Here is an 18,868-nt window from a genome sequence, read left to right on the forward strand (position 1 = left end):
GTGACGCAGCGCGGCCTCGCGCACCGTGCGCTTGAACAGGAACACCTGGTCGGCGAGCGACAGCGCGTCGCCGTGCATGAAGTTGATCTCCATCTGCGCGGCGCCGACTTCGTGGATCAGCGTGTCGATGTCGAGGTTCTGCGCTTCGCAGTATTCATAGATGTCCTCGAACAGCGGGTCGAATTCGTTGACCGCCTCGATCGAATACGACTGGCGGCCCGTTTCGGGGCGGCCCGTGCGGCCGACCGGCGGACGCAGCGGCAGGTCCGGGTCCTTGTTCATGTCGACCAGGTAGAACTCGAGCTCCGGCGCGACGACCGGCTTCCAGCCCTTCGCCTTGTAGAGGTCGAGCACGCGGCGCAGCACGTAGCGCGGCGAGATCTCGACCGGCGAGCCGTCGAAGTGCACGCAGTCGTGGATCACCTGCGCGGTCGGATCGACGGCCCACGGGATCAGGCGAATGGTCGACGTGTCGGGCACGCACACCATGTCGGGATCGGTCACGCCGGTCAGCGAGCCGTCTTCCGGATAGTCGCCGGTGACGGTCTGCACCATCACGGCCTGCGGCAGGCGCATCGATTCGCCGGAAGTGAACTTGTTGCGCGGCGTGATCTTGCCGCGCGCGATGCCGGCCATGTCGGGAATGATCGCTTCGATCTCGGTGATCCGGTGTTGCTTCAGAAAGTCTTCGATGTCTTGCATGTCTGTTCTCGTTATGTGGGTCGGCGCGCTCAGGCGAGCGCGGCGGCGGCCGCGGCGCGCGTGCGGGCGTTGCGGTGCGCGCGGCAGGCGTCGCCGAAGGCGCGGAAGATCGCGCTCGACAGCGGGTCGTGCGCATGCCGCCATTCCGGGTGCCATTGCACGGCGAGGGCGAAGGCCGGTGCATCGACGACGCTGACGGCCTCGATCAGGCCGTCCGGCGCGACGGCTTCGACGGCGAGGCCGGAACCGAGCTGCGCGATGCCCTGCTTGTGCAGCGAGTTCACGTGTACGTCGTCGCGGCCGCCGGCGAGCGTGTGCAGCACGCCGCCGGGCGTCAGGCGCACGACGTGCGCGGGGCCGTATTGCGTGTCCATCGGCGCGTCGTCGTCCTCGCGGTGATCGGCGAGGCCGGGCACTTCGTGCACGCGCTGATGCAGCGTGCCGCCGCAGACGACGTTCAGCTCCTGGAAGCCGCGGCATACGGCCAGCACGGGCACGCCCGCGACGATCGCCGCGCGCAGCAGCGGCAGCGTCGTCGCGTCGCGTGCGGGATCGTGCTTCGTGCCGGGGGCGCTCGGCTCGCCGCCGTACAGGTGCGGCTCGACGTTCGAATAGCTGCCGGTAAACAACAGGCCGTCGACCGTGGCGAGCACGTCGTCGGTCGACTGGCGATCGCCGAGCGCGGGCAGCACCATCGCGAGCGCGTGCGCGCCGTCGACGATCGCCGCGACGTACTTGTCGCCGACCGTGTGCGACGCATGTGCGCCGATTTGCGTGAGGTCGGCGGTGATGCCGACGAGGGGTTTCCTTTCCATGACGTCAATCAGTTGTCCGTAGGGCCATGACGTGCGTTGCGCGGGAAAATCGCGAAATGCAGGCGCGACACGGCCCCGCAGCCTGGCGAAATGCGCAAGGCCGCTGGTGAATGGGCGCAACGGGTTCGCGTGGCGATCCGCGCTGCGCGCGACGGTCAGGCCGTCGTTCGTTTCGTTGTGCTGCGCGACGCGGCAATGGATGCGCGAACGCGTTCCGTCACCGCGCGGACGGCGCGGCTAACGAGCAGGCAATTGAAACGAACGACGAGAAAAGGAGGAGAGGCGCTATGGCAGCAGCGACGCGACTTCGTCGGTATCGACGGCCACGAACGCACGTGCGGAAACGGCGTTGTGACGGCGAACGGAACGACGGGACAGGATGGTGTAGATCGACAGGTGAAGCAGGCGAGGACTATGCCAGCCGCAACTGCCATCGGAAGCGGGAGCAGCGCTGCGCAAACTTCGCACATCGCCTCGATCCCACCTCACCAGAGGGCCACGGACTCTCACGATTACACTCGACTGGTTTGTTGAAAGTATTGAACACCTGATCGTTTCGGCGCGCGAGGCGTTTAAAATAATCGAGGTGCCGGGCCGGCGTCATTTACATCGAAGGGCATCAATTTTTACGTTGGAATAACGTTTTTCGGTGCCGATGAATGGCCAATGACGCTGACCTGAGAGCCAGCATATACGAGCCAAAAACGGCGTCAAATGTTTTTTGACGGTCTCATGTCAGGGCTTTCCCGAGGCACTCCGAACAAAAGATTCGCAAACGGAATGATTCGCGGGGTGTTCATTATTTCGAACGCCTTTCAGGGTTTTCCCCGCTGATGCGCGGCATAAAGTGATTAGAATATTCAACGGCTGCGTAATGCCGTTCAACGCATCGTTTCACTTTTTCACCGCACTCCTATCGTGTCCGAAACCGAATCGATGTCCACCGAAGTCGCCGAGCGCCTGCGTTTCGTGCGCAACAAGCATGGCCTGTCGCAGCGCGAACTCGCGAAGCGGGCCGGCGTGACCAACGGCACGATCTCGCTGATCGAACAGGGGCGTGTGAGCCCGTCGGTCGGCTCGCTGAAGAAACTGCTCGAATGCATTCCGATGAGTCTCGCGGAGTTCTTCACGTTCGAACTCGTCGAATCGCGCTCGGTCGTATCGCGCCGTGACGAGATGCCGAATCTCGGCAACGACGCGCTCGCGTTTCATCTCGTCGGCGCGGGCGTGAAGGACCGCAACATGTGCATCATGCGCGAGATCTACCAGCCGCTCGCCGACACGGGGCCCGAGATGCTCGTGCACGCGGGGCACGAGGGCGGCGTGGTCGTGTCGGGCCGGCTCGAGCTCACCGTCGACGGCGCGACGTGGCTGCTCGACCCCGGAGACGGCTACTACTTCGAAAGCCGTTTGCCGCACCGTTTTCGCAATCCCAGCGCGGAACAGCTCTGCGAGGTCGTGTCGGCGAATTCGCCGGCCACCTTCTGACCGCGCATCACCGCATTCGCCGCCGGCAGCGTTGCCGTTGCGCGGCGTGCCGCAGCGCGAATGCCACGACAATTGAGGCATCCTGATGAACAAGTTGACTTTGGCTGACTGGCAGGACAAGGCGGCGTCGCTCGCGATCGACGGGCGCGCATTCATCGACGGCGCGTCGCGCGACGCGCACGGCGGCAGGACGTTCGACTGCGTGAGCCCGATCGACGGCCGCGTGCTCGCGAAGGTGGCCGATTGCGGCGAGGCCGACGTGAACGCCGCCGTCGCGGCCGCGCGCCGCGCGTTCGACGCCGGCGTGTGGGCCGGACTGAACCCGCGCGCGCGCAAGGCCGTGCTGCTGCGTTGGGCCGCGCTGATGCGCGAGCATCTCGACGAACTGTCGCTGCTCGAGACGCTCGATGCGGGCAAGCCGATCGGCGACACCACGACGGTCGACGTGCCGGGCGCCGCGTATTGCGTCGAATGGTTCGCCGAAGCGATCGACAAGGTCGGCGGCGAAGTCGCGCCGGCCGACCATCATCTCGTCGGTCTCGTCACGCGCGAGCCGGTCGGCGTGGTGGCGGCCGTCGTGCCGTGGAACTTCCCGCTCCTGATGGCCGCATGGAAGTTCGGCCCGGCGCTCGCGGCCGGCAACAGCGTCGTGCTGAAGCCGTCGGAGAAATCGCCGCTGACCGCGATCCGCGTCGCGCAGCTCGCATACGAGGCCGGCATCCCGGCCGGCGTGTTCAACGTCGTGCCGGGCGCGGGTGAGCCGGGCAAGCTGCTCGCGCTGCATCGCGATGTCGACTGCATCGCGTTCACCGGCTCCACCGCGGTCGGCAAGCTGATCATGCAGTACGCCGCGCAGTCCAACTTGAAGCGCGCGTGGCTCGAACTCGGCGGCAAGTCGCCGAACATCGTGCTGCCGGATTGTCCGGACCTCGACCGCGCCGCGCAGGCCGCGGCCGGCGCGATCTTCTACAACATGGGCGAGATGTGCACGGCCGGCTCGCGCCTGCTCGTGCATCGCGACATCAAGGACGCATTCATCGAGAAGCTGGTCGCGGCGGCGCGCGCGTACGTGCCGGGCAACCCGCTCGATCCGTCGGTATCGATGGGCGCGATCGTCGACGGGATCCAGCTCGAGCGCGTGCTCGGCTACATCGATGCCGGGCGCAAGGAGGGCACGCTCGTCACGGGCGGTGCGCGCGTGAAGGAGGAGACGGGCGGCTTCTACGTGGAGCCGACGGTGTTCGAGGTGAAGCCCGACGCGAAGATCGCGCGCGAGGAGATCTTCGGCCCGGTGCTGTCGGTGATCGTGTTCGACGATGTCGACGAGGCCGTGCGGATCGCGAACGATACCGAGTACGGGCTCGCGGCGGCCGTGTGGACGTCCAGCCTCACGACCGCGCACGACGTGTCGCGCCGGCTGCGGGCGGGCACGGTGTGGGTGAACTGCTACGACGAAGGCGGCGACATGAACTTCCCGTTCGGCGGCTACAAGCAGTCGGGCAATGGCCGCGACAAGTCGCTGCACGCGCTCGAGAAATACACCGAGCTGAAGTCGACGCTGATCCGGCTGCGCTGACGCGCGGCCGATGTGCGGGGCGCGGTGCCGACGGGCGCCGCGCCCGCGCGCGTCAGGCCGAGCGCAGTGCCGGGTGGAAGCCCGCGGCTTCGATGATCGACTGCACGCGTTCGGCGCCTTGTGCCGACTCGACCTTGACCGTCTTCGCGGCCACGTCGATGTCGAGCTTCGCGGCGGGGTCCGCTGCCGTCACGGCGCGCGTGATGGCATTGGCGCAGCCGCCGCAGGTCATGTCCTGGACTTCGAATTCCATCGTGTTCTCCTGGGTGGATGGGCGATTGAGAAACATGAGCAGCATGAAGCTTGCCATGGTGGGAAGGTCAAGCCTCTTCGATGCGTTCGGCGCCGCATAAGCAATTTGTAAAACTGAAGTCAGACGAATCGCAATCCGCCCGTCTGCGTCAGTCCGAATTTTTCCCGATTGACGCTCGGGTATTGTCGGCGAAATCTGGCGGAGCCTTGCGCGACAAGGTGCATGTCATGTCGGCGATGCACGATGTCCATGCCGTCAGTAAGGGTACTTGAAGAGGGAAATGCGAATCGATCTTACTATCGGTTCCCCTCGATATTTCATTTCGTTACCCGTATGAATCGCTTCGCTTTCGGTTTCGCACTGGCCCTGCTGGGCGCATCGGCAACGTCCGCATTCGCTGCCGACGACGTCGTCAACCTGACCCTGAAGGACCACAAGTTTTCGCCCGACGGCGTGACGATTCCGGCCGGCAAGAAGGTGAAGTTCGTCGTGAAGAACCTCGACGCGACGCCCGCGGAATTCGAAAGCGACGATTTCAAGGCAGAGAAGGTCGTGCCGGCCGGCAAGTCGGTCGAGATCCTGGTCGGGCCGCTGAAGGCCGGCACCTACGAGTTCCACGACGAGTATCACGAAGCGCAGTCGAAAACGCACCTGACCGTCAAATAAGCGGATATCGCCATGCTGTCTACCGCCCTGATCGTCTTTCGTGAAGTGCTCGAGGCCGCGCTGGTGGTTTCGATCGTGATGGCCGCGACGAAGGGCGTGCCGAGGCGCGGCTGGTGGGTCGGCGGCGGGCTCGTCGGCGGCGTGATCGGCGCCGGCCTGATCGCCGCGTTCGCCGACGTGATTTCGCAGTGGGCCTCCGGCATGGGGCAGGAAGTCTTCAACGCCGGCGTGATGTTCGTCGCGACGCTGATGCTGGCGTGGCACTGCATCTGGATGAGCCGCCACGGCCGCGAGATGGCGCTGCACATGGGCGAGGTCGGCCGGGCCGTCGCGGCCGGCAGCCGGCCGCTGACGGGGCTCGCGATCGTCGTCGGTGTCGCGGTGCTGCGCGAGGGCTCCGAGGCCGTGCTGTTCCTGTACGGCATCGCGGCGGGCGATCCGGGGCAGACGCCGCAGATGATCGTCGGCGGGCTGCTCGGCGTGCTGGGTGGCGCCGGGCTCGGCTACGCGATGTATGCGGGCCTGCTGCAGATTCCGCTCAAGCGCCTGTTCTCCGTCACCAACGCGCTGATCGTGCTGCTCGCGGCGGGGATGGCGAGCCAGTGCGTCGGCTTCCTGCTCGCCGCCGGCCTCGTGCCGTCGTGGGGCGATGCGGTCTGGGATACCTCGTGGCTGCTCAAGGAATCGAGCATCGTCGGCAAGGCGCTGCATACGCTGATCGGCTACACCGCGCGTCCGGCGGGGATCCAGATCGCGGCGTACGTCGTTACGCTGGTCGCGATCGTCGTGCTGGCACGGCTCGTCGGCCGGCCCCGGACGGTGGTGCCGCCGCCGCGGCCCGTTGCGTGAGCGGGCCCAGGCCGAATGCAGAAAGGGGCGTCATGGACGCCCCTTTTTTCTTGCGTTGATGACGGCGCGCGCAGCCGCGCGGCGCGTTCAGCGATGGTTGTCGATCCATGCGCGGGCCCATTCGAGCCCCGCTTCGCGCGCTTCGTCCTCGGTGTCGAACACGCCGAGCACGCCCGACGCTTCGACGAGCCGATTGTTCTGCGTGATCGTGCCGCTCGCCGCGAAGCGTTCGGGCTGCAGGATTTCGTCCTGCTGCAGGATCGAATGGCCCCAGATCTGGTAGCCGTGATAGGTCTGCGCTTCCATTATCGCGTCACCTCCGCGGAACGGCTGCCCGTGCCGACACGCAGCACATTGCCGTCCGGCGTGTATTGCCGCGGGATGTCCGAGAACTTGAGTGCGTGCGGCGTATCGGGCATGGCCGGCTGCATCACCGTGAGCCGGCCCGGCGCGGGCTGCGCGACCGGGCGCGGTGCGGCCGGGGTTTCGACCGTCGCGGCGGTCGGTCGATGCGGCGCGGTTTTCACGGCTTGTGCGACGCGGCGCTTGTGCGGCTTGACCGCAGCCTTCGGCTGCACGCTCGCGTGCTTTTCCACGGTCTTGCCGCCCGCGTGCGCGTCGGCACCCGGGCGCGCTGCCGGCGTACGGGCGTCCGGCGTACGCGCCGCCGGCAACCGTGCCTCGGGCGGGTTCCAGACTTCGACGTAGTGCTCGGCCGCCCAGCCCGTCGACGCGAAGCTCAGCGCCAGCAATCCGCATCCAAACAGTCTTACCATGGTCTCTCCGTCATCTTGCGTGCGGCTCGCGTCGCGTTGCGGTGCCCGGTGAGAAGGCGGCCGCTCATCCGTGCTCGGGGAGCACGTTTCACGAAAATACCTCGAGCCCGTGTTTCTCGACGATCTGCAACATGCGCGCGGCGATACCGCTCGGCCGCTTGTCGCCCTGTTCCCATTGGCGAATCGTCGACGTCGTCGTGTTCAAGTAGAGCGCGAACACGCTCTGGCTGACATTGACCGACTTACGGATGCGTGCGATCGCTTCCGGATCGAACTTCGGCGCCGCTTCGATGCAAAGGACGTCGTATTCGCGCATTGTCTTCTTGTCGATCTGCCGTGCGCGATAGAGACCCGACGCAGCGCTGTGGACCGCCTCCGTCGCGTCGCTCTTGAATCGGCTCTTAGCCATTGCAAATCTCCACCCACTCGTTCAGTGCGACCAGTGTCGCGATGTCGACGTCGGTGCGTCGACCGACATCCGCTGCGAGCTTTTTGAAGGCGCGCAGTTCGTGAGCGTCGATGTTGTCGCGGTCGCACTTGGCGAACAGGAACACGAACACCCACGTATGCCCGACCTTGCCCAGCACGATGCCGCGCTGGCGATTCCCGTCCAGACGCTTCTTCCAGACGTTGCCTCCGAGATCGACGCCCTGGCCCCGTGCCAGCTGTCGCACTGCGCGGCACAGTTCGCCATCGGCGATTCCCGCTTTTCCTGCTGCCTTGTGAAACCACTTCGTCTTGAATACGCGTCGTACGGAAGCAGACATGTCGAGCCAGTCAAGTTAGCACAGGATTATATACCACCAAGTGGTATATATTTTGACCTGGCCGAATGGCCTGCTTCACGCGGATACTCAGCCCCGACGGGCCGCTGGCCTCCCTCGCGGGAGGCACGCGTCATTCCACCGTCACCGACTTCGCGAGGTTGCGCGGCTTGTCGACGTCGGTGCCGCGCGCGCATGCGGTGTGATACGCGAGCAGCTGCAGCGGCACGACGTGCAGGATCGGCGACAGCTGCCCGTAGTGTTCCGGCATCCGGATCACGTGCAGGCCGTCGTCGTTGACGATCTGCGTGTCGGCATCCGCGAACACGTACAGCTCGCCGCCGCGTGCGCGCACTTCCTGCATGTTCGACTTCAGCTTCTCGAGCAGCGTGTCGTTCGGCGCGACCGTCACGACCGGCATCGCTTCGGTGACGAGCGCGAGCGGCCCGTGCTTCAGTTCGCCGGCCGGATAGGCCTCGGCGTGGATGTACGAGATTTCCTTCAGCTTCAGCGCGCCTTCGAGCGCGATCGGGTAGTGCAGCCCGCGGCCGAGGAACAGCGCGTTTTCCTTGCGTGCGAATTCCTCCGACCACGCGATGATCTGCGGCTCGAGCGCGAGCACGCTGTTCAGCGCGGCCGGCAGGTGGCGCAGCTCCTTCAGGAATTGCGCTTCCTGCGCGGCGTCGACGTGCCCGCGCAGCTTGCCGAGCGTCGCGGCCAGCACGAACAGCGCGACGAGCTGCGTCGTGAACGCCTTGGTCGACGCGACGCCGATCTCGGTGCCCGCGTGCGTCAGGAACTGCATCTCGGTGAGGCGCACCATCGCGCTCGTCGCGACGTTGCACACCGCGAGCGTATGCGTGTGGCCGAGCGACTGCGCGTGCTTGAGCGCGGCGAGCGTGTCGGCCGTCTCGCCCGACTGCGAGATCACCAGCACGAGCTGGCGCGGGTTCGGCACCGACTCGCGGTAGCGGTATTCGCTCGCGATCTCGACCTGGGTCGGGATCTTCGCGATCGATTCGAGCCAGTACTTCGCGGTGAGGCCCGAGTAGTAGCTCGTGCCGCACGCGAGGATCAGCAGGCTGTCGATGTTCGCGAACGCGGCGGGGGCCGCCTCGCCGAACAGCGTCGCGTCGAACGCTTCGGTTTGCGGCACGGTGTCGCCGATCGCGCGCGGCTGCTCGAAGATTTCCTTCTGCATGAAGTGGCGGTACGGACCCAGCTCGACCGCGCCGCCGTATGCGCTGACGACGCGGATCTCGCGCTGCGCGAGCGCGCCGTGGCGGTCGACGATCTTCACGCCGTCGAGCGACAGTTCGCACACGTCGCCTTCCTCGAGGAACGTGAAGCGGTCGGTGCTGCCGGCCAGCGCCAGTGCGTCGGATGCGAGGAAGTTCTCGCCGTCGCCGTGGCCGACGACGAGCGGCGAACCCTGGCGCGCGCCGACGACGGTGTGCGGCTGGTCCTTGTGCGTCACCGCGATCGCATACGCGCCGTGCAGCTGCTGCACGGCTTCGCGCACGGCCGCGAACAGGTCGCCGCGATACAGGCTGTGCACGAGGTGCGCGATGACTTCGGTGTCGGTCTGCGACACGAACTCGTAGCCCTTCGCGCGCAGCGCTTCGCGCAGCGTCTCGAAGTTCTCGATGATGCCGTTGTGCACCAGCGCGAGCGCGTTCGACGAGAAGATCGGGTGTGCGTTGTGCGTGACGGGCGCGCCGTGCGTCGCCCAGCGCGTGTGCGCGACGCCGGTCGTGCCTTCGAGATGCGATTCCTGCACCTGCGCGTCGAGATCGGCGACGCGCGCGACGCTGCGCGCGCGCTTCGGCGCGCCCGGCTCGAGCACGGCGACGCCGCACGAATCGTAGCCACGGTATTCGAGGCGCCGCAATCCTTCGATCAGCACCGGAACGATATTACGCTGCGCAACTGCGCCGACAATGCCGCACATGAATGGTCAATCCTGTAAGTCGACGCGGGCGCCGTCCGGGCGCCCGCTAAAGGTTCAGCTCTTCTTCTTGACCGGGCGGACGTAGCCGCTCTTCGCGGTCTGCGTCTTCTCGTTCAATGCGAGGACGCCTTCGGCGACGTCCTTCCAGATCGTCGTGCCGGCCGCGATCGTCACGCCGCGGCCGACGCGCACCGGCGCGACGAGCTGCGTGTCGGAGCCGACGAACACGTCGTCCTCGATCACGGTGCGGAACTTGTTCGCGCCGTCGTAGTTGCAGGTGATCGTGCCCGCGCCGATGTTCACGCGCGCGCCGATGTCGGCGTCGCCGATGTAGGTGAGGTGGTTCGCCTTCGAGCCGTGGCCGATCACCGCGTTCTTCACCTCGACGAAGTTGCCGACATGCGCTTCGTCGGCGAGCTGCGCGCCCGGACGCAGCCGCGCGTACGGGCCGATCACGGTGTTCGCGCCGAGCTCGGCGCCGTCGATGTGCGTGAACGCGTCGATGCGCGTGCCCGCGCCGATCGACGCGTTGCGGATCACGCAGTTCGCGCCGATCGTCACGTTGTCGGCGAGCGTCACGTTGCCTTCGAACACGCAGTTCACGTCGATCGACACGTCGCGGCCGCAGCGCAGCGTGCCGCGCACGTCGAGCCGCGCCGGATCGGCGAGCGTGACGCCGTCGACGAGCAGCGCATCGGCGACGTTGCGCTGATGGATGCGCTCGAGCTCCGCGAGCTGCGCCTTGCTGTTCACGCCGAGCGTTTCCCATTCCTCGTCGGGCTGCGCCGTGACGATCTCGAAGCCGGCCTCGATCGCGAGCTCGACGACGTCGGTCAGGTAGTACTCGCCCTGCGCGTTCTCGTTCTTCAGCGCGCCGAGCCACATCGACAGCTGCGCCGTGGGCGTGACGATGATGCCGGTGTTGATCTCGGCGATCCTCAGCTGCTCGGGCGACGCGTCCTTCTGCTCGACGATGCGCGTGACGAAGCCGGACGCGTCGCGCACGATGCGGCCGTAGCCGGTCGGGTCGTCGAGCGTGACGGTCAGAATTCCGTAGCGGCCGTCGCGCGCGGCGTCGACGAGACGCCGCAGCGTCGACGCGCGGGTGAGCGGCACGTCGCCGTACAGCACCAGCGTCGGTTGCGCGGGATCGAGCAGCGGCAGCGCCTGGCGTACCGCGTGGCCGGTGCCGAGCTGCTCGGCCTGCACCGCGAACTGGACGTCGGGCGCGGCGACGGTGGCCTGGACCTGCTCGGCGCCGTGACCGACGACGACGACGAGCCGCGACGGCTGCAGCGTGCGCGCGGTGGCGATGACGTGGGAGAGGAGCGGCCTGCCGGCCAGGGGATGGAGCACTTTCGGCAGCGCGGAACGCATGCGCTTGCCGGTGCCTGCCGCCAAAATCACGATATTCATGGCGCCAGCTTGTCAGAGGAGTTCGAAGCCGTCCATTTTAGCATGCGGCCCCCGTCGTTCCGGGCCTGTCGCGGCGGGGCGACAGCGCCGGAACGAGGCCGCGGCCCCGGTTCCGGCGGGTGTTCGGACCCCGCTTACAGGTCGTCGAACTGGACGATCGAGATCGGTTTCGCCGAGCCCGGCGCGGCGGTCTCGTCGCCGGACGCGCACGGCTCCTCGTCGAACGCGATGTCGCCCTGCGGATCGGCCTCGCCGGTCGCGCGCAGCGACGCGAACGGGAACTGGGTCGTATCCATCAGGTGCGACGGCACGACGTTCGCGAGCGCGCTGAACATGTTGTCGACGCGGCCCGGGAAGCGCTTGTCCCATTCGCGGATCAGCGCCTTCATTTCCGCGCGCTTCAGGTTCGGCTGGCTGCCGCACAGGTTGCACGGGATGATCGGGAATTCGCGCAGCTCGGCGTATTTCTCGAGATCGGTTTCCTTCACGTAAGCGAGCGGGCGGATCACGACGTTCCTGCCGTCGTCCGACTGCAGCTTCGGCGGCATTCCCTTCAGCTTGCCGCCGTAGAACATGTTGAGCAGCAGCGTCTGCAGGATGTCGTCGCGGTGGTGGCCGAGCGCGATCTTGGTCGCGCCGAGCTCGCCGGCCACGCGGTACAGGATCCCGCGGCGCAGCCGCGAGCACAGCGAGCAGGTCGTCTTGCCTTCGGGCACGAGCCGCTTGACGATGCTGTAGGTGTCCTGGTTCTCGATGTGGAACGGCACGCCGACCTGCGTCAGGTATTCGGGCAGCACGTGCTCGGGGAAGCCCGGCTGCTTCTGGTCGAGGTTGACCGCGACGATGTCGAAGTCGATCGGCGCGCGCTCGCGCAGGCGCAGCAGCACGTCGAGCATCGCGTAGCTGTCCTTGCCGCCCGACAGGCACACCATCACCTTGTCGCCCTGCTCGATCATGTTGTAGTCGCCGATCGCCTGGCCGACCTGGCGCACGATCCGCTTGAACAGCTTGTTGTTCTCGTACGCTTCCTTCTGCTCGCGGCGCGTCAGCGCGCGGCGGCCGGTGTCGGCGGCGGTGGCTTCGATGGCGGCGCCATCGGCCGCCGTGTCGTTCATGTGGGGGGCGTTCATGCGCGCTCCTCGTCCTTGATGCGAAAGACTTCGACGCCGACGGCGTCGCAGTCCGGATAGGCGTCCGGTTTCTCGGTACAGACGCGTACCGCGCGCACGGCGTCGTGCGCCAGCAGGTTCGCGGCGATCGCGTCGCACAGCGTTTCCTGCAGGTGGATGTGGCCGCGCGCCACGCACTGCGCGACGCTCTGCTTCATCAGGTCGTAGTCGACGACTTCATGCAGCCGGTCGTCGACGGGGGTGGACAGCGCGAGCGGCACGAACAGGTCGACGTTGATGACGACGCGCTGCTCGCCGCGCTTCTCGTGTTCGAAGGCCCCGATGTTGATGTGCACCTCGTAGTCGCGCAGGTAGAGCCTGCGGCAGTCCGCGAGGCGGGGGTGCAGGAGAGCGGAAAACATGGTCGTCCCAGTCAAATTGGCGTGCGCGCACGCAAAGCGGCGCGGGCGGCGGCGATCAGGCCGCGCGATCCGCGCAGTTCATTCATTCGGGCCGGCGGCGTGCGGCACCAGGTGCTCGCCGCCGTCGACGGTCAGCGTCGCGCCCGTGACGCCGGGCGCGCTCGCGAGATAGCAGGCCGCCGCCGCGATGTCGTTCGCGTGCGGCGCATGGCCGCGCACGAGCGCCGCGACGCGCACTTTCGGCGCGAGGGCCAGCGCCAGCGCGGCGGTCGCGCGGTTCAGCGCGGCCTGCATCAGCGCATGCGACAGCTGCGCCGGCGCCGGGTGAAACAGGGCCTGATCCAGCACGTGGATCGCGCACGCGCGCAGCGATTCGTCGTCGCGCGCGGCGTCGGGCGTCGCGTCGGCAAGCGCCCGGGCCAGCGCGAGCGGCGCCGTCACGTTGCGCGCGAGCGCAGCGGCGAGCGATGCGCCATCCACGGTGTGCGCGTCGTCGGTGCCGGCGCAGGCACTCACGAACACCGCGCAGGCGGGCCGTCCGAGCGCCGCGCCGCACGCGGCGACGAGCGCGGCCGCGTCGGTTTCCAGGGCCAGATCGGCGTCGAGCACGGCTGCACGGCGGCCGTGGGCGGCGACTTCGGCGACGAGCGCGTCGGCGGCCGCGCGCGGCGCGCCGGGGCTGCGCTGCAGCGCGACGTCCCAGCCGCGCTGCGCGAATCCGGTCGCGAGCGCACGACCGAGCGACGCGGCGTCGGCCGCGCTGCCCAGCGCGCCGGCGACGAGCGCGATGCGCGGGGTCGACGTATCGGCTGAAACGGTCATTTACAATGCCGGGATGAACCCGAAAGCTCACGAACCCGCTAGTTTACCTGCTCCCGGCCCTGACGCGCTCGCGCAGTCCGAAACCCTTGCCGCGCAACTGCGCGACGAGATCGCGGCGGCCGGCGGCTGGCTGCCGTTCGACCGCTTCATGGAGCGCGCGCTGTATGCGCCCGGCCTCGGCTATTACAGCGGCGGCGCGCGCAAGTTCGGCCGCCGCGCCGACGACGGCAGCGACTTCGTGACGGCCCCCGAGCTGTCGCCGCTGTTCGCGCAGACGCTCGCGAATCCCGTCGGGCAAGCGTTGACGGCAAGCGGCACGCGCCGCGTGATGGAGTTCGGCGCGGGCACGGGCAAGCTCGCGGCCGGGCTGCTCGCGGCGCTCGATGCGCTCGGCGTCGAACTCGACGAATACCTGATCGTCGACCTGTCCGGCGAGCTGCGCGAACGCCAGCGCGACACGATCGCGGCGGTCGCGCCGACGCTCGCCGGGAAGGTGCGCTGGCTCGACGCGCTGCCCGAGCACTTCGACGGCGTCGTGGTCGGCAACGAGGTGCTCGACGCGATGCCGGTGCGCCTCTTCGCGAAAGCGGACGGCGCGTGGCTCGAGCGCGGCGTCGCGCTCGACGCGCGGCACGCGTTCGTGTTCGACGACCGGCCCGCCGGTGCGGCCGGCCTGCCGCCGGTGCTCGCGACGCTCGACGTCGACGACGGCTACGTGACGGAGACGCACGAAGCCGCGCTGGCGTTCACGCGTACCGTCTGCACGATGCTCGGACGCGGCGCGGTGCTGCTGGTCGACTACGGGTTCCCCGCGCACGAGTACTACCATCCGCAGCGCGACCGCGGCACGCTGATGTGCCACTACCGCCACCACGCGCATGACGACGCGTTCCTGTATCCGGGGCTGCAGGACATCACCGCGCACGTCGAATTCACCGGCATCTACGACGCGGGCGTCGCGACCGGCGCGGACCTCCTCGGCTACACGTCGCAGGCGCGTTTCCTGTTGAACGCGGGCATCACCGACGCGCTGGCCGCGATCGATCCGTCCGACATCCACCAGTTCCTGCCGGCCGCGAACGCGGTGCAGAAGCTGATCTCGGAAGCCGAGATGGGCGAGCTGTTCAAGGTGATCGCATTCTCGCGCGGGATCGACGGCACGCTCGACGCATTCGCGCGCGGCGACCGCTCGCACGCGCTCTGACGGGGCGCCCGGGATGCTGCGCTGGCTGATGGCGTCGTTCGTCGCGGTGATGATCCTGACGCGCTGCTGGCCGTGGCTCGGCAAGGTCGGCATCGGGCGGATGCCGGGCGACGTCACGCTGACGCTCGGCGGGCGGCGCTACCCGTTCCCGTTCATGTCGACGCTGGTGCTGACGATGCTGGTGTCGATGGTGGCGCGGCTGCTCTGAGCCGCGCCGAATGCGGCGGCGCGCCGCGACCGGGCCGCGGCGCGCGTGTGATGATTCGGCGCGTCACGGTTCGCGCGTCACAGCTCGATTTCGCCGAGGATCCGGTGCGCGAGCGCCTTCGCTTCGTTGAACGCCTCTTCCTCGCTCGGACTCGTCGTGTGGACGTCGTAGCGCATGTTTTCCGTCTCGTCGCCGTCGTCCCGGGCGAGGATCACGTAACCCTGGAACTGTCCGTTGGCGGCGTGCTGCGTGTGCGCCTTGGCCGTGTAGATGCCTTTCGTGAACGTGTTCGTGTCCATCGTGCCTCTCCCGCAATAGGACACTTCATCGTAGCACTGCGGCGCAGCATGTACAGCGCCGCTAATCGGCGACCGATCAGCGCGCCGTCATCGTCCCGTCACCGTTCGAGCAGCGCGACGACCTCGTCGAGCGTCGGCGCATGCGCGCCCGTATGCCGGCACGCGGCGGCGCCCGCCGCGAGCGCGAACGCGAGATGCTCGCGCCACGACCGCTGCGGCGCGGCCATCAGGCTGAACAGCATGCCGCCGATCGACGCGTCGCCCGCGCCGACGGTGTCGACCACCTCGACGCGCGGCGGACTGGCTTCGAGCACGTCGCCGTCCGCGTAAAGCGTCGACGGCTGCGCGCCGCGCGTGACGAGCACCGCCGCGCGCGGATTCAGCGCGCGCACCGCGGCGACCGCATCGGGGCCGTCGCCGCCGAACAGGTGGCGCAGGTCCTCGTCGGACACCTTGATCAGGTCGGCGAGCGCGGCCATCTTCTCGAGCGTCGGCCGGTACGCGGCCGTCATCAGGTTCCGGTAGTTCGGATCGAAGCTGATCTTCACGCCGCGCGCGTGCAGCTCCGCCGCGAGCGCGACGAGCGTGCCCGCGAGCGGTTCGCGCACGAGGCTGATGCAGCCGAAGTGCGCCCACTTCACGTGCCCGGCCCAGCCGGCCGGCAGCCGCGCCGGGTCGAACGCGAGATCGGCGCTCGCTTCGCCGATGAAGAAGTACGCGGGCGGCCGCGTCTCGTGGACGATCGCGAGCAGCGGCGCACGCGGCACGCGCTGCAGGAAGCGCAGGTCGAGCCCGGCCGCCTCGCTGGTGCGCCACAGCACGTCGGAGAAGCAGTCTTCGCCGATCGCGCCTGCGAGCGCGCTCGGCACGCCGAGCCGCGCGACCGCGCGCGCGACGTTCCAGCCGGCGCCGCCCGGCACCGAGGTCCACTGCGCGTCGCCCGCGCGCACCATGTCGGTCAGGATGTCGCCCGCCGACACGAAGGCCGGAAAGGTGCCGCCGCTCATTGCGTCGGCTCGCTGCGCGCCGCGCGCGCGAGGGTCGCGAGCACGTCGTAGCATGCGCCCATCGTGTGATAGTCGGTCTTGCCGGCCGGGCTTTTCTCGTCGCTGTACTTGCGGTTGTCGCAGGTGAGGATCCGGTACCACGCGCCGTAGCGGTGATCGACGAAATGCGCCCAGCTGTAGCGCCAGATCTCGTCGTACCAGTCCCAGAAGCGCTCGCTGCCGGTGCGCGCGCCGAGCATCGCGGCCGCCGCGAAGGTTTCCGCCTGCACCCAGAAATACTTGTTGTGGTCGCAGATCGTGAAGTCGGGGCCGAAGCCGTAGCAGAGGCCGCCGTGATCGGCGTCCCACGCATGCGTGAGCGCCGCATCGAACAGCTCGGCCGCGCGCGGCACGAGCCAGTCGAGCGGGCGGTGCCGCTCCAGGATCAGCAGCAGCTTCGCCCATTCGGTCTGGTGCCCGGGCTGGAAGCCCCACGGACGGAAGATGTTCGAGCTGTCTTCCTTGTTGTAGTCCCAGTCGACCGACCAGTCCGCATGGTAGTGCTCCCACACGAGGCCGCCCGACAGCGAAGCCTGGCGCTGCGTGATGTGGGTCGCGAGTTTTTCCGCGCGATCGAGATAGGTGAGATGGCCGGTCGCCTCGTATGCCGCGAGCAGCGCTTCCGTCATGTGCATGTTCGCGTTCTGGCCGCGGTACGACGACACGTTCCAGTTCGGCGTCGCGTCGTCCGCGTAGAGGCCGGCGGCCGCGTCCCAGAAGCGGTGCTCGGCGAGCTCGTAGGTCGACGCGATCAGCGCGCGCGCTTCGTCGATGCCGGCCATCGTCGCGTGCGCGGCGGCCAGCAGCACGAACGCGAGCCCGTAGCAGTGGCGCGTGCCGTCGAGCGTCGCGCGTTTCGTGCCGTCGCGCCAGTCGAGTTCCCAGTCGTAGCCCTGCAGCGCTTCGTCCCAGTGCGCGTCGCGCAGGAAGCGCAGCCCGTGGCGGGCGTAGTCGAGGTGGCGCGGATCGCCGAAATGCCGGTACGCCATCGCGTAGTTGAAGACGAACCGGCAGCTGCTGACCAGGTGCCGCGACGTGCGGTTGTAGATGCTGCCGTCGTCGCGGAAGTAATGGTAGAAGCCGCCCGTCGGGTCGAACGCGTTCTGCGCGTAGAAGCGCAGCGTGTCCTCGATGTGCGACAGCAGGAACGACGGATCGCGGAAGCTCGCGACGAACGGTGCCGTTTGCGCGTGGGCGGCCGGCGCGGCCGTGCGGGATTGGACCGGGGGCATGTTCATGATTCGGTGACCGTGGCGGTATCGAGTGCCGGTGAGCCGGCGGGCTGGCTGCTGGCCCGTACGATCAGTTCGACGGGCAGGGAGATCTCGGTGTGCTCGGGCGATTCGGCGAGCAGCAGTTCGACGCCGCGGCGGCCGAGCGCTTCCTTGTCGACGGCGAGCGTCGTGAGCGGCGGATTCGCGTGCGCGGCGGCCGGGATGTCGTCGAAGCCGACGATCGCGATGTCTTCCGGAATCCGCACGCCGCGCGCGATGCACACGCGCTGCGCGGCCAGCGCGGCGGCGTCGTTGTACGCGAACACGGCGTCCGGGCGCGGGCCGGGCGCGTCGAGCAGTTGCTGCATCGCGCGCGCGGCGCCGGTGTCGGGGTCGAGCCCGGCGTCGATCGTCACTTCGTACGCGGGATCGAACAGCCGCCCGGCCTCGAAGAACGCGCGGCGATAGCCGATCGCGCGCTGCGCGATGCTGAAGTGCGCGGCCGAGCCGCCGATGAACGCGATCCGCGAGCGGCCGATGGCGAGCAGGTGGCGCATCGCGAGCGCCGCGCCCGTCGCGTTGTCGATGTTCACCGAGCGCAGGCCGGGCGCCCACAGGTCGATCAGCACGAGCGGCCGGCCGGTCGCGGCGAGCGCCTCGATCGTCTCCGGCTCGATGAAGCCGGCCACCGCGATCGCGTCGGGCGCGTGCGGGCGCATCTGGCGCAGCACGTCGTCGTTGGGGCCGACCGTGAGCAGCGTCGGCACGATGCCGCGCTCGCGGCACGCGTCCTCGACGCCGTGCAGCACGTGCGAGAAGAACGGGCTCGCGGGAAAGCGGTTGTGCTGGCGGTGCAGCAGGAAGGTGAGCCGGCGGATGCGCGGGCGCAACTGGGCCGGGTCGTAGCCGAGCTGCTGCGCGATCTCGACGATGCGCGCCCGCGTGGCTTCCGACAGGCCCGGCTGGTTTTTCAGCGCGCGGGAGACGGTGCCGATCGAGACCTCTGCCGCCCGCGCTACGTCGCGAATGGTGGTGCCCATCGTTCGGGTCCGGTTTGTTTAGGGTGACGGCGATTGTATAGTAAAACGCCGAGCCAAATTCGGGCCGGATAACCGGGGAATACCCGGAAATAACGGGTTTTTACGCGCTAATCTGCGAAAACGACGTTACTAAAAATACTAAACAAAACGCGGAAAAGGCAAGGTGATCGCACGGAAAGGGGCGCACGCGTTCGGATGCCTGGTCCGCGAGGGGCGGGCCAGGCGAACGGCAGGCCGTTGCCGGCAAT

General features: G+C 68.0%; 22 protein-coding genes and 1 pseudogene. 6 read left to right on the forward strand and 17 right to left on the reverse strand.

Annotated elements, in window-relative coordinates; all coding sequences use genetic code 11:
• The 3 genes and pseudogenes from WS49_RS01570 to WS49_RS35905 all read right to left on the reverse strand — a co-directional run.
• A pseudogene (locus WS49_RS01570) lies at window positions 1–702 on the reverse strand (glutamine synthetase family protein); the annotation flags it as partial.
• A 29-nt stretch (window positions 703–731) separates the two neighbouring features.
• Window positions 732–1,517 carry a gamma-glutamyl-gamma-aminobutyrate hydrolase family protein gene (locus WS49_RS01575; RefSeq protein WP_059523851.1) on the reverse strand — a complete coding sequence of 262 codons (786 nt, stop codon included), beginning with the start codon at window positions 1,515–1,517 and terminating at the stop codon, window positions 732–734.
• A gap of 285 nt (window positions 1,518–1,802) precedes the next feature.
• Entirely contained in the window at window positions 1,803–1,985 is a 183-nt protein-coding gene (locus tag WS49_RS35905) for a hypothetical protein (protein WP_006402789.1), read from the reverse strand.
• A 468-nt stretch (window positions 1,986–2,453) separates the two neighbouring features.
• Between WS49_RS35905 and WS49_RS01580 the strand changes: the two genes are divergently transcribed.
• Complete coding sequence (locus WS49_RS01580; protein ID WP_014895828.1) at window positions 2,454–3,005, forward strand: cupin domain-containing protein; 552 nt, start codon at window positions 2,454–2,456, stop codon at window positions 3,003–3,005.
• A gap of 85 nt (window positions 3,006–3,090) precedes the next feature.
• Window positions 3,091–4,581, forward strand: a complete 1,491-nt coding sequence (locus WS49_RS01585; protein ID WP_059523853.1) for an aldehyde dehydrogenase — start codon at window positions 3,091–3,093, stop codon at window positions 4,579–4,581.
• Window positions 4,582–4,633: 52 nt separating this feature from the next.
• Here WS49_RS01585 and WS49_RS01590 read toward each other — a convergent pair whose 3' ends face one another.
• Window positions 4,634–4,834, reverse strand: coding sequence for a heavy-metal-associated domain-containing protein (locus WS49_RS01590; RefSeq protein ID WP_006754615.1), 201 nt, complete (start codon window positions 4,832–4,834; stop codon window positions 4,634–4,636).
• Between the two features lie 333 nt (window positions 4,835–5,167).
• Between WS49_RS01590 and WS49_RS01595 the strand changes: the two genes are divergently transcribed.
• Both WS49_RS01595 and WS49_RS01600 read left to right on the forward strand, forming a co-directional pair.
• Window positions 5,168–5,500: a cupredoxin domain-containing protein gene (locus WS49_RS01595; RefSeq protein WP_011353437.1), complete on the forward strand. Its 333-nt coding sequence runs from the start codon at window positions 5,168–5,170 to the stop codon at window positions 5,498–5,500.
• Between the two features lie 12 nt (window positions 5,501–5,512).
• Entirely contained in the window at window positions 5,513–6,349 is an 837-nt protein-coding gene (locus WS49_RS01600) for an FTR1 family iron permease (RefSeq protein ID WP_059523855.1), read from the forward strand.
• Window positions 6,350–6,436: 87 nt separating this feature from the next.
• On the opposite strand, the gene WS49_RS01605 is transcribed toward WS49_RS01600, so the two are convergent.
• From WS49_RS01605 to WS49_RS01645, 9 genes are all read right to left on the reverse strand, one after another.
• Entirely contained in the window at window positions 6,437–6,655 is a 219-nt protein-coding gene (locus tag WS49_RS01605; protein ID WP_059450688.1) for a hypothetical protein, read from the reverse strand.
• Window positions 6,655–7,125: a hypothetical protein gene (locus WS49_RS01610; protein WP_059523857.1), complete on the reverse strand. Its 471-nt coding sequence runs from the start codon at window positions 7,123–7,125 to the stop codon at window positions 6,655–6,657. Before WS49_RS01610 ends, WS49_RS01605 begins: the two co-directional genes overlap by 1 nt.
• 88 nt (window positions 7,126–7,213) lie before the next feature.
• On the reverse strand, window positions 7,214–7,534 hold the full coding sequence (locus WS49_RS01615) for a helix-turn-helix domain-containing protein (RefSeq protein ID WP_059523859.1): 321 nt from the start codon (window positions 7,532–7,534) through the stop codon (window positions 7,214–7,216).
• Window positions 7,527–7,892: a type II toxin-antitoxin system RelE/ParE family toxin gene (locus WS49_RS01620; protein WP_059523861.1), complete on the reverse strand. Its 366-nt coding sequence runs from the start codon at window positions 7,890–7,892 to the stop codon at window positions 7,527–7,529. The genes WS49_RS01615 and WS49_RS01620 overlap by 8 nt, the downstream gene beginning before the upstream one ends.
• A gap of 130 nt (window positions 7,893–8,022) precedes the next feature.
• Window positions 8,023–9,840, reverse strand: a complete 1,818-nt coding sequence (glmS, locus tag WS49_RS01625) for a glutamine--fructose-6-phosphate transaminase (isomerizing) (protein WP_059523863.1) — start codon at window positions 9,838–9,840, stop codon at window positions 8,023–8,025.
• 54 nt (window positions 9,841–9,894) lie between these two features.
• Entirely contained in the window at window positions 9,895–11,256 is a 1,362-nt protein-coding gene (gene glmU / locus WS49_RS01630) for a bifunctional UDP-N-acetylglucosamine diphosphorylase/glucosamine-1-phosphate N-acetyltransferase GlmU (RefSeq protein ID WP_059523866.1), read from the reverse strand.
• Window positions 11,257–11,390: 134 nt separating this feature from the next.
• On the reverse strand, window positions 11,391–12,386 hold the full coding sequence (gene ttcA, locus WS49_RS01635; protein WP_059523868.1) for a tRNA 2-thiocytidine(32) synthetase TtcA: 996 nt from the start codon (window positions 12,384–12,386) through the stop codon (window positions 11,391–11,393).
• Window positions 12,383–12,787: a dihydroneopterin aldolase gene (locus WS49_RS01640; RefSeq protein WP_059450683.1), complete on the reverse strand. Its 405-nt coding sequence runs from the start codon at window positions 12,785–12,787 to the stop codon at window positions 12,383–12,385. The genes ttcA and WS49_RS01640 overlap by 4 nt, the downstream gene beginning before the upstream one ends.
• Before the next feature lie 78 nt (window positions 12,788–12,865).
• Entirely contained in the window at window positions 12,866–13,609 is a 744-nt protein-coding gene (locus WS49_RS01645; protein ID WP_059523870.1) for an SDR family oxidoreductase, read from the reverse strand.
• 13 nt (window positions 13,610–13,622) lie between these two features.
• Here WS49_RS01645 and WS49_RS01650 point away from each other — a divergent pair, with 13 nt between their 5' ends.
• Window positions 13,623–14,813: a class I SAM-dependent methyltransferase gene (locus tag WS49_RS01650; RefSeq protein WP_059523872.1), complete on the forward strand. Its 1,191-nt coding sequence runs from the start codon at window positions 13,623–13,625 to the stop codon at window positions 14,811–14,813.
• Between the two features lie 13 nt (window positions 14,814–14,826).
• Window positions 14,827–15,021: a DUF2905 domain-containing protein gene (locus WS49_RS01655; protein WP_059523874.1), complete on the forward strand. Its 195-nt coding sequence runs from the start codon at window positions 14,827–14,829 to the stop codon at window positions 15,019–15,021.
• 77 nt (window positions 15,022–15,098) lie between these two features.
• Here the strand turns inward: WS49_RS01655 and WS49_RS01660 are convergent, their stop codons facing one another.
• The 4 genes from WS49_RS01660 to WS49_RS01675 all read right to left on the reverse strand — a co-directional run bounded on the left by WS49_RS01660 (window position 15,099) and on the right by WS49_RS01675 (window position 18,620).
• On the reverse strand, window positions 15,099–15,320 hold the full coding sequence (locus WS49_RS01660; RefSeq protein WP_059523876.1) for a hypothetical protein: 222 nt from the start codon (window positions 15,318–15,320) through the stop codon (window positions 15,099–15,101).
• 98 nt (window positions 15,321–15,418) lie between these two features.
• Window positions 15,419–16,327 carry a carbohydrate kinase family protein gene (locus WS49_RS01665; protein WP_059523878.1) on the reverse strand — a complete coding sequence of 303 codons (909 nt, stop codon included), beginning with the start codon at window positions 16,325–16,327 and terminating at the stop codon, window positions 15,419–15,421.
• Window positions 16,324–17,604: an AGE family epimerase/isomerase gene (locus WS49_RS01670; RefSeq protein ID WP_059523880.1), complete on the reverse strand. Its 1,281-nt coding sequence runs from the start codon at window positions 17,602–17,604 to the stop codon at window positions 16,324–16,326. Before WS49_RS01670 ends, WS49_RS01665 begins: the two co-directional genes overlap by 4 nt.
• Window positions 17,601–18,620 carry a LacI family DNA-binding transcriptional regulator gene (locus tag WS49_RS01675; protein ID WP_059523882.1) on the reverse strand — a complete coding sequence of 340 codons (1,020 nt, stop codon included), beginning with the start codon at window positions 18,618–18,620 and terminating at the stop codon, window positions 17,601–17,603. Before WS49_RS01675 ends, WS49_RS01670 begins: the two co-directional genes overlap by 4 nt.
• Window positions 18,621–18,868 lie beyond the last annotated feature (248 nt).

This window comes from Burkholderia sp. RF7-non_BP4 (genome assembly GCF_001521935.1).
Taxonomy (GTDB): Bacteria; Pseudomonadota; Gammaproteobacteria; order Burkholderiales; family Burkholderiaceae; genus Burkholderia; species Burkholderia diffusa.

Excerpts from the sequence above, each read along its gene's own strand:
- WS49_RS01640 (WP_059450683.1), bottom strand. The coding sequence starts at position 12,787 with ATGTTTTCCGCTCTCCTGCACCCCCGCCTCGCGGACTGCCGCAGGCTC.
- WS49_RS01665 (WP_059523878.1), bottom strand. The coding sequence starts at position 16,327 with ATGAGCGGCGGCACCTTTCCGGCCTTCGTGTCGGCGGGCGACATCCTG.
- ttcA (WP_059523868.1), bottom strand. The coding sequence starts at position 12,386 with ATGAACGCCCCCCACATGAACGACACGGCGGCCGATGGCGCCGCCATC.
- WS49_RS01645 (WP_059523870.1), bottom strand. The coding sequence starts at position 13,609 with ATGACCGTTTCAGCCGATACGTCGACCCCGCGCATCGCGCTCGTCGCC.
- WS49_RS01615 (WP_059523859.1), bottom strand. The coding sequence starts at position 7,534 with ATGGCTAAGAGCCGATTCAAGAGCGACGCGACGGAGGCGGTCCACAGC.
- WS49_RS01620 (WP_059523861.1), bottom strand. The coding sequence starts at position 7,892 with ATGTCTGCTTCCGTACGACGCGTATTCAAGACGAAGTGGTTTCACAAG.
- WS49_RS01605 (WP_059450688.1), bottom strand. The coding sequence starts at position 6,655 with ATGGAAGCGCAGACCTATCACGGCTACCAGATCTGGGGCCATTCGATC.
- WS49_RS01580 (WP_014895828.1), top strand. The coding sequence starts at position 2,454 with ATGTCCACCGAAGTCGCCGAGCGCCTGCGTTTCGTGCGCAACAAGCAT.
- WS49_RS01600 (WP_059523855.1), top strand. The coding sequence starts at position 5,513 with ATGCTGTCTACCGCCCTGATCGTCTTTCGTGAAGTGCTCGAGGCCGCG.
- WS49_RS01660 (WP_059523876.1), bottom strand. The coding sequence starts at position 15,320 with ATGGACACGAACACGTTCACGAAAGGCATCTACACGGCCAAGGCGCAC.
- glmU (WP_059523866.1), bottom strand. The coding sequence starts at position 11,256 with ATGAATATCGTGATTTTGGCGGCAGGCACCGGCAAGCGCATGCGTTCC.
- WS49_RS01575 (WP_059523851.1), bottom strand. The coding sequence starts at position 1,517 with ATGGAAAGGAAACCCCTCGTCGGCATCACCGCCGACCTCACGCAAATC.
- WS49_RS01655 (WP_059523874.1), top strand. The coding sequence starts at position 14,827 with ATGCTGCGCTGGCTGATGGCGTCGTTCGTCGCGGTGATGATCCTGACG.
- WS49_RS01585 (WP_059523853.1), top strand. The coding sequence starts at position 3,091 with ATGAACAAGTTGACTTTGGCTGACTGGCAGGACAAGGCGGCGTCGCTC.
- WS49_RS01670 (WP_059523880.1), bottom strand. The coding sequence starts at position 17,604 with ATGAACATGCCCCCGGTCCAATCCCGCACGGCCGCGCCGGCCGCCCAC.
- WS49_RS01675 (WP_059523882.1), bottom strand. The coding sequence starts at position 18,620 with ATGGGCACCACCATTCGCGACGTAGCGCGGGCGGCAGAGGTCTCGATC.
- WS49_RS01590 (WP_006754615.1), bottom strand. The coding sequence starts at position 4,834 with ATGGAATTCGAAGTCCAGGACATGACCTGCGGCGGCTGCGCCAATGCC.
- glmS (WP_059523863.1), bottom strand. The coding sequence starts at position 9,840 with ATGTGCGGCATTGTCGGCGCAGTTGCGCAGCGTAATATCGTTCCGGTG.
- WS49_RS01595 (WP_011353437.1), top strand. The coding sequence starts at position 5,168 with ATGAATCGCTTCGCTTTCGGTTTCGCACTGGCCCTGCTGGGCGCATCG.
- WS49_RS01610 (WP_059523857.1), bottom strand. The coding sequence starts at position 7,125 with ATGGTAAGACTGTTTGGATGCGGATTGCTGGCGCTGAGCTTCGCGTCG.
- WS49_RS01650 (WP_059523872.1), top strand. The coding sequence starts at position 13,623 with ATGAACCCGAAAGCTCACGAACCCGCTAGTTTACCTGCTCCCGGCCCT.